General features: G+C 66.1%; 12 protein-coding genes. All 12 read left to right on the forward strand.

Features of this window, described 5'->3' with window-relative positions:
* Positions 1 to 7: 7 nt before the first annotated feature.
* Positions 8 to 1,003, forward strand: a complete 996-nt coding sequence (locus V8Z74_RS01535) for a Tim44 domain-containing protein (RefSeq protein WP_066473276.1) — start codon at positions 8 to 10, stop codon at positions 1,001 to 1,003.
* A gap of 140 nt (positions 1,004 to 1,143) precedes the next feature.
* On the forward strand, positions 1,144 to 1,758 hold the full coding sequence (locus V8Z74_RS01540; protein ID WP_066473273.1) for a ubiquinone biosynthesis accessory factor UbiJ: 615 nt from the start codon (positions 1,144 to 1,146) through the stop codon (positions 1,756 to 1,758).
* Positions 1,755 to 3,320: a ubiquinone biosynthesis regulatory protein kinase UbiB gene (gene ubiB, locus V8Z74_RS01545; RefSeq protein WP_349707570.1), complete on the forward strand. Its 1,566-nt coding sequence runs from the start codon at positions 1,755 to 1,757 to the stop codon at positions 3,318 to 3,320. Before V8Z74_RS01540 ends, ubiB begins: the two co-directional genes overlap by 4 nt.
* 33 nt (positions 3,321 to 3,353) lie before the next feature.
* Positions 3,354 to 4,805 carry a high affinity choline transporter 1 gene (locus tag V8Z74_RS01550; protein ID WP_349707571.1) on the forward strand — a complete coding sequence of 484 codons (1,452 nt, stop codon included), beginning with the start codon at positions 3,354 to 3,356 and terminating at the stop codon, positions 4,803 to 4,805.
* A gap of 98 nt (positions 4,806 to 4,903) precedes the next feature.
* On the forward strand, positions 4,904 to 5,179 hold the full coding sequence (locus V8Z74_RS01555; protein WP_066473259.1) for an FmdB family zinc ribbon protein: 276 nt from the start codon (positions 4,904 to 4,906) through the stop codon (positions 5,177 to 5,179).
* 14 nt (positions 5,180 to 5,193) lie between these two features.
* Entirely contained in the window at positions 5,194 to 5,817 is a 624-nt protein-coding gene (locus V8Z74_RS01560; RefSeq protein WP_066473256.1) for a DUF502 domain-containing protein, read from the forward strand.
* 40 nt (positions 5,818 to 5,857) lie between these two features.
* Positions 5,858 to 7,663: an aspartate--tRNA ligase gene (gene aspS / locus V8Z74_RS01565; RefSeq protein ID WP_066473253.1), complete on the forward strand. Its 1,806-nt coding sequence runs from the start codon at positions 5,858 to 5,860 to the stop codon at positions 7,661 to 7,663.
* Positions 7,664 to 7,801: 138 nt separating this feature from the next.
* Positions 7,802 to 8,641, forward strand: coding sequence for a CsgG/HfaB family protein (locus V8Z74_RS01570; protein ID WP_349707573.1), 840 nt, complete (start codon positions 7,802 to 7,804; stop codon positions 8,639 to 8,641).
* A gap of 79 nt (positions 8,642 to 8,720) precedes the next feature.
* Positions 8,721 to 9,275 carry a dihydroneopterin triphosphate diphosphatase gene (gene nudB, locus V8Z74_RS01575; protein ID WP_349707574.1) on the forward strand — a complete coding sequence of 185 codons (555 nt, stop codon included), beginning with the start codon at positions 8,721 to 8,723 and terminating at the stop codon, positions 9,273 to 9,275.
* A 14-nt stretch (positions 9,276 to 9,289) separates the two neighbouring features.
* Complete coding sequence (locus V8Z74_RS01580) at positions 9,290 to 10,054, forward strand: endonuclease/exonuclease/phosphatase family protein (RefSeq protein ID WP_066473245.1); 765 nt, start codon at positions 9,290 to 9,292, stop codon at positions 10,052 to 10,054.
* Positions 10,055 to 10,167: 113 nt separating this feature from the next.
* A complete protein-coding gene (gene folE, locus V8Z74_RS01585) occupies positions 10,168 to 10,890 on the forward strand; it encodes a GTP cyclohydrolase I (protein ID WP_066474018.1) in 723 nt (240 codons plus the stop codon).
* Positions 10,891 to 11,034: 144 nt separating this feature from the next.
* Positions 11,035 to 11,925 (forward strand): EamA family transporter, encoded by an 891-nt coding sequence (locus V8Z74_RS01590; protein WP_066473242.1) that lies wholly within the window; start codon positions 11,035 to 11,037, stop codon positions 11,923 to 11,925.

The raw sequence follows: 11,925 nt of genomic DNA on the forward strand, positions 1-11,925 counted from the left end.
AGATGGCATGAGAAAACTGTGGTCAATCGTCTTGGTGGCCATGCTGGTCGTGGCGCATGGGCAGGCGGATGCCAAGCGCATGGGCGGCGGCTCGTCGTTTGGCAAGCAGTCGAGCAATGTGACGCAGCGTGAAGCTTCTCGTGCCCCCACCCAGAGTCCTCAGGCTCCGCAGCAGAATGCCGCGCAGCCCAACCGCGCTGCCACGCCGGCTCCGGCACCCGCGGCCCAGCCCAAGAAGCCCTGGGGCGCCATGCTCGGCGGCCTGGCCGCCGGCCTGGGCCTGGCCTGGCTGGCCCATTCGCTGGGCCTGGGCGCGGCCTTCGGCAACATCCTGCTGATCGCCCTGCTGGCCATGGTCATCATGGCCGTGATCGGCATGGTCATGCGCTCGCGCCGCGGTGCGGCGGCCCAGCCCGGCCCGTTCGCATTCCAGGGGGCTGGCAATCTGGGCGGTGCGCCCCATGAGGCGCAGGCGCCGGTCCGCCAGTACAACCCCGAGAAGGTCGGCAACGATGCCTCGGCCCGGCCCTGGGAGCAGAACCACCTGCCCGGCGCTGCCGCGGCTGCCGGCGGCTCCATGATTGGCTCGGCGCTTGCAGGATCGCAGAGCTGGGGCATACCTGAGGGCTTCGACACCGACGGCTTCCTGACCGCGGCCAAGCGCAATTTCGTCACGCTGCAGTCGGCCTGGGACCGTTCGGACATCGCAACGCTGCGCTCCATGATGACCGACGAGATGCTGGCCGAGATCCGTGGCCAGCTGTCCGAGCGCGAAACCCAGCGCGGCGGCCAGCCCAACCAGACCGACGTGGTCATGATCGATGCCCAGCTGCTGGGCATCGAGGACCTGGGCCAGGACTACATGGCCAGCGTGGAGTTCTCCGGCATGATCCGCGAGGAGGCCTCGGTCGGTCCCAGCCCCTTCCGCGAGGTCTGGAACATGACCAAGCCTAAGAACGGCTCCAGCGGCTGGCTGGTGGCCGGCGTCCAGGCACTGCAATGAAGCAGCGCATCCTTGCGCAGGCATGCTCCACATCGGGGGGGGCAGCGCAAGGGCCGCCCTGCGGTGAAGGCGCCATCCCCGCGCAGGGAAGGTGCACAGCGCCGCAGGGGGGGGATTAATTTCATGAATAATCGGGGACTATGGCAACACAGTCCCCTTTTTCTTTTCTCAACGGTCTCGTGGAGCGCGTGATGGCAGGTCCTCAGGCTCCCGCATGGCTGGTGAGCGAGATGCACCAGCGCCTGGTGCTGTTTCTCAACCATGTGCTGATGCAGGAGAAAGAGGCGATGGAGCGCCTCGTGCGCCAGAAGGGCCGCATTGCCCGCGTGCAGTGGCGCCAGTATTCGATGGCCCTGCTGGTCACGCCTGCCGGCCTGTTCGACGTGGCGCCCGAGGGCGCCGAACCCGACCTGCTGCTGGAGGTCACCGAGACTTCCCCGCTTTCCCTGGCCCAGACCGCGCTGCGCGGCGACAAGCCGGCGATCCGCATCCAGGGCGACGTGCAGTTCGCGGCCGAGATCAACTGGCTGGTCGACAACGTGCAGTGGGATGTGGAAGAGGACCTGGCCCGCGTGATCGGCGATGTGCCCGCGCACACGATTGCCAAGGTGGCGCGCACCGCGTCGCAGGCCTTGCGCCAGTTCGTGGGCGCGCGCATGGGCGGCAGGAAGGCCGAAGCCGAGGAGGCGGGTGCGCGCGCCGCCACGACGCCCGTGACCGCCATGCCCGGCGGCCCTGACGCCACGCAGCCATGACGCGCTTTCTGCGGGGATGGGCCATCCTCTGGGTGGTGTTCCGTTATGGACTGGACGAGCTGGTGCTCTCCAGCTTCGAGCACCCATGGCTGCGCACCGTGCGCGGCATCGTCACGCTGGGGCGCAAGCTCGACAAGCCGCGCGGCGTGCGCCTGCGCGAAGCCCTGGAGGAGCTGGGGCCGATCTTCGTGAAGTTCGGCCAGGTGCTGTCCACGCGCAGCGATCTCATGCCGCCCGACGTGGCCGAGGAACTGGCCAAGCTGCAGGACCGCGTGCCGCCCTTCGATCCGCAGATCGCGGTGGACACCATAGAGCGCTCGTTCAAGCGCCCGCTCGAGCAGATCTTCGTGCGCTTCGAGCGCGAGCCCGTGGCCAGCGCCTCGATCGCCCAGGTGCACTTTGCCGTGGTGCGCAACAAGGACGGCAGCGAAAGCGACGTGGCCGTCAAGGTGCTGCGTCCCGGCATGAAGGGCGTCATCGACAAGGACCTGGCCCTCATGCACATGATGGCCGGCTGGGTGGAGAAGCTCTCGCACGACGGCAAGCGTCTCAAGCCCCGGCAGGTGGTGGCCGAGTTCGACAACTACCTGCACGACGAGCTGGACCTGATCCGCGAAGCCTCGAATGCCGCGCAGCTGCGCCGCAACATGGAAGGCCTGGACCTGGTGCTGATCCCCGAGATCTTCTGGGACTACTGCCATACCGACGTGATGGTGATGCAGCGCATGAACGGCGTGCCCATCAGCCAGGTCGAGCGGTTGCGCGAAGCCGGCGTGGACATCCCGAAACTGGCGCGCGACGGCGTGACCATCTTCTTCACCCAGGTGTTCCGCGACGGCTTCTTCCATGCCGACATGCATCCGGGCAATATCCAGGTCAGCCTGGAGCCCGAGACCTTCGGCCGCTATATCTCGCTGGACTTCGGCATCGTCGGCACGCTGACCGAGTTCGACAAGGAATACCTGGCGCAGAACTTCCTGGCGTTCTTCCGCCGCGACTACAAGCGCGTGGCCGAGCTGCATGTGGAAAGCGGCTGGGTGCCGGCCATCACGCGCGTGGAGGAGCTCGAGGCGGCCATCCGCGCCGTGTGCGAACCCTATTTCGACCGTCCGCTGGCCGAGATCTCGCTGGGCATGGTGCTGATGCGCCTGTTCCAGACCTCGCGCCGCTTCCAGGTCGAGATCCAGCCCCAGCTGGTGCTGCTGCAGAAGACGCTGCTCAACATCGAGGGCCTGGGCCGCCAGCTCGACCCCAACCTCGACCTGTGGAGCACGGCCAAGCCCTTTCTGGAGCAGTGGATGCTGGAGCAGATGGGGCCGCAGCGCCTGTGGCGCGAGCTCAAGGCCCAGGCGCCGCGCTACGCGAAAATCCTGCCCGACATGCCGCGCGTGCTCCACCAGTACCTGGCCCACCGGGGAGCGGGCCAGCATGAGGCCCTGCTCATGGAGCTGCTACGGCAGCAAAAGACCACCAACCGCCTGCTGCTGGCCATTCTGAGCGCCGGCATCGGCTTCGTGATTGGCCTGGTGGTGCTGCAGTTGCTGCTGCACTTCCGTTTTTAATCCCATTTTCCGCATAGAGACAGGAGTGCCAGCGTGCTGCTCTCGATGGTGATCGCATACCTGTTGGTGACCATAGGCATAGGCCTGTGGGCGGCCAAGCGGGTGAACAACACGGCCGACTTTGCCATTGCCGGGCGCCATCTGCCCCTGTACATGATCATCACCACCACATTCGCGACCTGGTTCGGGTCGGAACTGGTGCTGGGCGTGCCCGCCAAGTTCATCGAAGGGGGGCTGCATGCGCTGGTGGAGGACCCGTTCGGCGCGGGCATGTGCCTGATCCTCGTGGGAGCGTTCTTTGCGGCCCGGCTGTACCGCATGAACCTGCTGACCATCAGCGACTACTACCGCGCGCGCTACGGCCGGGCGATCGAGGTGATCTGCTCGCTCATCATCATGCTCAGCTATCTGGGCTGGGTCTCGGCCCAGGTCACGGCGCTGGGCCTGGTGTTCAACCTGCTCTCGGGGGGCGCGGTCAGCATTCCCATGGGCATGACGATCGGCGTGCTCTCGGTGCTGGTCTACACGCTGTTCGGCGGCATGTGGTCTGTGGCCGTGACGGACTTCGTGCAGATGATCATCCTGGTGCTGGGCCTGCTGGTGCTGGCCTTCTTCGCGGGCGACATGGCCGGCGGCGCCGGCAAGGTGGTGGACCTGGCCACCAGCCGCGACCTGTTCAAGTTCCTGCCCGAGCCTTCGCTGCATGAAATCGTGTTCTTCATCGGCGCGGCCGTGACCATGATGCTGGGCTCCATTCCGCAGCAGGACATCTTTCAGCGCGTGATGTCGGCCGATACCGAGAAGTCGGCCGTGCGCGGTACCGTGATCGGCGGAGCCTGCTATGTGATCTTCGCCTTCGTGCCCATGTTCCTCGTGGCCAGTGCGCTCATCATCATGCCGGCCGAAGCCACGGCCCTGCTGGCCGACGATCCGCAGAAGGTGCTGCCTACGCTGGTGATGGACAAGATGCCGTTCGCCATGCAGGTGCTGTTCTTCGGCGCGCTGCTGTCGGCCATCAAGTCCTGCGCCTCGGCCACCCTGCTGGCGCCCAGCGTGACCTTCACCGAGAACATCTGGCGCCAGTTCCGGCCCTATACCGACGACAAGGAAAACCTGCTGACCATGCGCATCAGCGTGCTGGTGTTCGCGGCCTGCGTGCTCGGCTATTCGATCCTGATGCAGGGCACGCCCATCTACGAGCTGGTGGCCAGCGCCTACCAGGTGCCGCTGGTGGGGGCCTTCGTGCCGCTGGTCTTCGGCCTGTACTGGAAGCGCGCCACGACTCAGGGTGCCATCAGCGCCGTGGTGCTGGGTATCGGCGTGTGGCTGGTTTTCATGGCCACCCCCGCGCTCAACCAGGCATTCCCCCAGCAACTGGCGGGACTTCTGTCGGCCGTGTTCGGCATGGTGGCCGGCTCGCTGCTGCCGCAGCGGATCGCGAACCAGACGCGGGAAATCCAGGCGTTCGAGCCCCTGGCTCCCTGACGGGGCGCGGCCCGCAAGGGCTTGGTGCCGCAGTGCAGCAAACAAAGGGCTGGCGCCTATAATCAAGGGTTTTGCACTTCCCCTCGTTTTCAAGCGCTATGCCTATCTATGCATACAAGTGTGGCTCCTGCGGCCACGCCAAGGATGTGCTGCAGAAAATCTCGGACGCCGCGCTGACCGTGTGCCCGGCCTGCGGCGCCGAGGCCTTTTCCAAGCAGCTCACCGCTGCGGGTTTCCAGCTCAAGGGCTCGGGCTGGTACGCCACGGACTTCAAGAACAGCGGCGGCAGCAAGCCCGCCGCCGGCAGCCCGGCTGCCTCCGGCGACAGCACGCCTGCCGCACCGGCGCCCGCAGCGGCTGCAGCCAACTCCTGAGGCGAACACAGATCATGGGTGCATTGCGCAAGTGGCTGATTGCCGGTCTTCTGGTCATCGTTCCCCTGGTGATCACGCTGGGCGTGCTCAACTGGATCATCGGCACGCTGGACCAGACACTGGCCATCCTGCCTGAAGCCTGGCAGCCGGACCGGCTGCTGGGCATGCATATTCCCGGCTTCGGCGTGGTGCTGACGCTGCTCATCCTGCTGCTCGTGGGCGCGGTGGCCAGCAACTTCATCGGCCGCAAGTTCGTGAGCTGGGGCGACGCCCTGGTGCGCCGGATTCCCGTGGTGCGCTCCATCTACTCCAGCGTCAAGCAGGTGTCGGACACGGTATTCTCGGACAGCGGCAATGCCTTCCGCACGGCCGTGCTGGTGCAGTGGCCGCGCGAGGGCGTGTGGACCGTGGCCTTCGTGACCGGAGCCCCGAGCGGCGAGGTGGCGGCCTACCTGCGCGACGAATACGTGAGCGTGTTCGTGCCCACGACCCCCAATCCGACCGGGGGCTATTTCGTGCTGGTGCGCCGCAGCGAGTGCATAGAGCTGGAAATGAGCGTGGATGCCGCGCTCAAATACATCGTGTCGATGGGTGTGGTGGCGCCTCCGGACCTCACCGCCATCGAGGAACCCAAATAAAACAACCTTGTCGCACCCCAGGGGTGCAGGAAGAATTTTCATGGCAATGCGTTCCCAATACTGCGGTCTGGTGACCGAAGCCCAGATGGGCGAAACCGTGACGCTGTGCGGCTGGGTGAACCGCCGCCGCGACCACGGCGGGGTGATCTTCATCGACCTGCGCGACCGCGAAGGCTATGTGCAGGTGGTGTGCGACCCCGACCGCGCCGAGATGTTCAAGACCGCTGAAGGCATCCGCAACGAGTATTGCGTGCAGGTCAAGGGCGTGGTGCGTGCGCGCCCCGCCGGCACGACCAACGACAAGCTCAAGAGCGGCCAGATCGAGGTGCTGTGCCATGAGCTCAACGTGCTCAACGCTTCCGTGACGCCTCCGTTCCAGCTGGACGAGGAAAACCTGTCGGAAACCGTGCGCCTGACGAACCGCGTGCTGGACCTGCGCCGTCCCGTCATGCAGCGCAACATGATGCTGCGCTACAAGACCGCCATCCAGGTGCGCAACTTCCTCGACAAGGAAGGCTTCATCGACATCGAGACGCCCATGCTGGGCAAGAGCACGCCCGAAGGCGCGCGCGACTACCTCGTGCCCTCGCGCGTGCACGACGGCGAGTTCTTCGCGCTGCCCCAGTCGCCCCAGCTGTACAAGCAGATGCTGATGGTGGCCGGCTACGACCGCTACTACCAGATCACCAAGTGTTTCCGCGACGAGGACCTGCGCGCCGACCGCCAGCCCGAGTTCACGCAGATCGACTGCGAAACCTCCTTCCTGAACGAGGAAGAGATCCGCGCCATCTTCCAGCGCATGATCTGCGAGGTCTTCAAGACCCAGCTGGGCGTGGACCTGGGCGAGTTCCCCATCATGACCTACCAGGACGCGGCCTTCCGCTTCGGCTCGGACAAGCCCGACCTGCGCGTCAAGCTCGAGTTCACCGAGCTGACCGAGGTCATGAAGGATGTGGACTTCAAGGTCTTCTCGACCCCTGCCACCACCAAGGGCGGCCGCGTGGTGGCCCTGCGCGTGCCCGGCGGCGCGGCCATCAGCCGCGGCGAGATCGACCAGTACACCGAATTCGTCAAGATCTACGGTGCCAAGGGCCTGGCCTGGATCAAGGTCAACGAAGTGGCCAAGGGCCGTGACGGCCTGCAGTCGCCCATCGTCAAGAACCTGCACGACGCGGCCATCGCCGAGATCCTCAAGCGCACCGGCGCGCAGGACGGCGACCTGCTGTTCTTCGGCGCCGACAAGGAAAAGATCGTCAACGACTCCATTGGCGCGCTGCGCCTGAAGGTGGGCCACAGCGAATTCGGCAAGGCCAATGGCCTGTTCGAGGACCGCTGGGCGCCGCTGTGGGTGGTGGACTTCCCCATGTTCGAGCATGACGAGGAAGAAGACCGCTGGGTGGCCGTGCACCACCCCTTCACCTCGCCCAAGGACGGCCATGAGGAACTGATGGCCACCGATCCCGGCAAGTGCATCGCCAAGGCCTACGACATGGTGCTCAACGGCTGGGAACTGGGCGGCGGCTCGGTGCGTATCCACCGCGCCGACGTGCAGGCCAAGGTCTTCGAGGCCCTGAACATCACGCCCGAGCAGCAGCGCGCCAAGTTCGGCTACCTGCTGGACGCGCTGCAGTACGGCGCGCCCCCGCACGGCGGCCTGGCCTTCGGCCTGGACCGCCTGATCACGCTGATGACGGGCTCCGAGTCCATCCGCGACGTGATCGCCTTCCCCAAGACCCAGCGCGCCCAGGACCTGCTGACCCAGGCCCCCTCGCCGGTCGACGAAAAGCAGCTGCGCGAGCTGCACATCAAGCTGCGCAACCCCGTGGTGACCACCACCGAGGCCTGATGCATCTCTGCCGGCACGGCGCTTTGCTGCGGCAGGGCTTTGTGCGATAGTGCGGCGCCAGACAGCGACTTCGCTGCTGGCGCCTTTTTTGTTGCTATGCTTTTGATGGCTGGCATCGCTTGTCTCTATTGATATTCCATGTATTCGATCTCTGAAATCCATGATGGACGTGCGCAGCCAGCTATCAAGATTGCTGCATTGGCACTGCTGGCGGCGTTGGCCCTGGCCGGCTGCAACAAGCAGCAGACCGAGCTGGGCCAGGGCGGCTCCGAGATCTCGGGTTCCGCCGGCCCCCAGGGCGCCAGCCATGCGGCCCGGTCGCTCGAGCAATGCGATGCGCCCATCGCCACCGTGGCCCTGGTGGAGAATCCGCGCGGCTATGTCATGCCCTACGGCAACGGCCAGCTGCCGCCCACGCCCGTGCCGCTGATCAAGCTGCTGGCCCAGCAAAGCGGTTGCTTCCGCGTGGTGGACCGCAACGCCGGCCTGCAGGGCACGATCCACGAGGGCGAGCTGCGCGATGCGGGCGTGCTGCGCAAGAACGGCACCGTGCACAGGGGCAAGGGCTACGAAGCCCAGTACCAGCTGGTGCCCAGCCTGACCTTCAGCGAGCAGAGCGCGGGAGGCGGCTTGTCCGGCATCATCGCCATGATTCCCGTGCTGCGCGACATCGCGGGGCTGGCCGGCCTGGCCGAGAACGTCAAGCTCAAGGAGGCGCAAACCGCGCTGTTCCTCACCGATACCGAAACCACCGAGCAGGTGGCGGCCTCCACCGGCTCGGCGCGCGCCACCGACCTGGGCGTGGGCGGCCTGGTGCTGGGCAAGCTGGGTGCAGGCGGCGGCGCCGGCTGGAGCAATACCAACGAGGGCAAGGTGATTGCCGCGGCTTTTCTTGACGCCCACAACCAGCTCGTGCACCAGCTGCGCGCGCTGCAGGCCAAGGAGCTGCCGCCGGCCGTGGCCACCAGGGCGCGCTAGGGCTCGCTAGGGCCTGCGCATCACATTTGTTACCGCCGGCGCTCAGCCTGCTGTCATGCTCCGGGCGTAGGATGGCGGCATGACAGCATCGTCCGAAGAAGAATCCCGGCCGCCGTCCAGGCCCTACAAGATTCCGGAGTCCGTGCTCGTGGTGATCTACCGCGAGGACGGCCAGGTCCTGCTGCTGCGCCGCACCCTGCCGGCGCCGCAGGGCGAGGCCTTCTGGCAGTCGGTGACCGGCAGCAAGGACAGTGCGCAGGAAAACTGGCACGAGACCGCCGTGCGCGAGGTGCGCGAGGAAACCGGCATCGACGCGCTGGCGCCCGACTGCGTGCTCAGCGACTGGAACCTGGAAAACGTCTACACCATCTACCCGGAATGGCAGCACCGCTATGCGCCCGGCGTATGGCACAACCGCGAGCGCGTCTTCGGCCTTCGTGTGCCGTCCTACACGGCCGTGCACTTGAATCCGAGGGAGCACACCGCACATGCTTGGCATGATTGGCAGGCTGCGGCCCTGCAGTGCTTCTCGTCCTCCAATGCCGAAGCGATTCTGATGCTGCCGCGTTTCGATCCCTGTATTGCGCAGAAAGCGACCCAGGCCTGCGAGACAGGCCTTGCGCCGCGGCCTTGAGCGAGTTTTTGCCTATGTCCGAAATTCAGCCAGCCACCGACGGGTCCTCGCAGATCCTGCGCGTGGCCACCTACAACATCCACAAGGGCGTGCAAGGCCTGGGCCCGGCGCGGCGCCTGGAAATCCACAACCTCGGCCTGGCCGTGGAGCAGCTCGACGCCGACATCGTCTGCCTGCAGGAAGTGCGCAAGATGAACCACCGGGAGGCGGCATATTTCGACCGCTGGCCCAGCGTGCCCCAGGCCGAATACCTGGCGCCCGAGGGCTACGAATCCGTCTACCTGACCAATGCCTACACCCGCGACGGCGAGCACGGCAATGCGCTGCTGAGCCGCTGGCCCGTGATCGGCTACCAGCGCGAGGACATCTCCGACCACCGCTTCGAGCAGCGCGGCCTGCTGCATGTGGAGCTGGACATCATGGGCCGGCGCGTGCACTCCATCGTCGTGCACCTGGGGCTGATACCGGGCAGCCGCATCCGCCAGGCCGCGCGGCTGCAGCATTTCATCGAGCGAGAGGTGCCGCCCGACGCGCCGCTGGTGGTGGCCGGCGACTTCAACGACTGGGGCAACCAGCTCAAGCGCATGCTGGCCGGCTTCGGCCTGTTCGAATACGACGAGCGGCCCAGCGTGCCGACCTATCCCTCGCGCCTGCCGATCGCCCAGCTGGACCACATCTATGTGCGCGGCCTCACGCCGCTGGCCCTGCAGGTGCCCAAGGGGCGCATCTGGTGGCGCATGTCGGACCATCTGCCGCTGATCGCCGAATTCCGGCTCTAGCCCGCTGCGCCCAATTGCTCTGAAAAAGATAGCTTGCAGCGCCAAGCAAGCCTGCATTTCGTGCTAAATCCTTTGCGAGTACCGGTGGACGATTCGCTGGTACCATGCCAGCCATGTTCAGAGATCTCGCCGACATGAAAACAGACAACTCAGCCGAAGGCACCCCCGTCTCGGTCAAGATCCGCGAGCGGCTGCAGGCAGCAAAAAAGCGCTTTCATGCCAATGACAACATCTCCGAGTTCATCGAGCCCGGCGAGCTCGAGAAGCTGCTGGACGAAGTGCAGGAGAAGATGCAGGGCGTGCTCGACTCCATGGTGATCGACACCACGCACGACCACAACACCCGCGCCACCGCGCGCCGCGTGGCCAAGATGTACGTCAACGAGGTGTTCCGCGGCCGCTATGTGCCCCAGCCCGCGATCACCGAGTTCCCCAATGCCGAGCATCTGAACGAGCTGATGATCGTGGGCCCGATCACCGTGCGCAGCGCCTGCAGCCATCACCTGTGCCCCGTGATCGGCAAGATCTGGATCGGCGTGCTGCCCAACAAGAACACCAATGTGATCGGCCTGTCCAAGTACGCGCGCCTGGTGGACTGGATCATGGGCCGCCCCCAGATCCAGGAGGAAGCCATCATCCAGTTGGCCGACCTGATCATGGACAAGACCCGCCCCGACGGCCTGGCCGTGGTCATGGAGGCCTCGCATTTCTGCATGTCCTGGCGCGGCGTGCGCGAGATGGACAGCAAGATGCTCAACTCCGTCATGCGCGGCGCCTTCCTGACCAACGCCGAGCTGCGCCGCGAATTCCTGGCACTGATCGCGGCCCGCAAGTGATGCTGCCCAGGGCGGCGCACCGTCGGACATCCTCCGCCTGGCATCCGGGGCGCGGGGCATGCCGGCACCGGGCCTGCGCCCTCCATTGAAAACCCCTGTCCCGGAAGGCTGCGCGGCGCGCGGCCTTTTTGCTTTCCCGGCGCCATGTCACTGCAAGCCTTTGTTCTCATCATCCTCGCCGGCCTGATCCATTCGGGCTGGAACATCGTGGCCAAGAAAGCCGGTGGGGATGCGCGCTTTTCGCTGTTCACCTCGGTGCTCAACGCCGTCATCTGGCTGCCGCTGGGCTGGTGGCTGGGCCGCGATGCGGTGCCGCTGTGGGGCTGGACGGAATGGGGCTTCGTGGCCGCCAGCGCCTTGCTGCACGTGTTCTATTTCGTGGTGCTGCTGCGCGGCTACCGCGTGGCCGACCTGACCGTGGTCTATCCGCTGGCGCGCGGCAGCGGGCCGCTGATCTCTTCGCTGGTGGCCGTGGCTTTCCTGGGCGAGCAGCTCACTGCCCTGGGCGCGGCCGGCATCGCGGGCGTGGTGCTGGGCGTGTTCCTGATCGCCGGCGGCCCGCGCATGATCGCGGCCATCCGCAGCGGCGAATCGGCCCAGGCGCGCCACCGCGTGCTGGCCGGCCTGTACTACGGGCTGCTCACGGGCCTGTTCATCGCCGGCTACACGGTGGTGGACAGCTATGCGGTCAAGGTGCTGCTGATGTCGCCCATCCTCGTGGACTACATGGGCAATCTGCTGCGCATCGTGATGCTGCTGCCGCTGGGCATGCGCAACTGGCCCGAGACCTGCAGCCTGTGGCGCGTGCAGTGGCGCCATGCGGCCCTGGTGGCCTTCTTCAGCCCCATTGCCTATGTGCTGGTGCTGTATGCGGTGCAGAGCGCGCCGATATCGCATGTGGCGCCGGCGCGCGAAGTCTCCATGCTGTTCGCGGCCCTGATCGGCGGCAGATTGCTGGGCGAGGGCGACCGCGCGCTGCGCATCGCGGGTGCCGTGCTGATCGCCCTGGGCGTGACGGCCCTGGGCCTGGGCTGA

Source organism: Comamonas sp. w2-DMI (genome assembly GCF_040187735.1).
Classification (GTDB): domain Bacteria; phylum Pseudomonadota; class Gammaproteobacteria; order Burkholderiales; family Burkholderiaceae_C; genus Comamonas; species Comamonas terrae.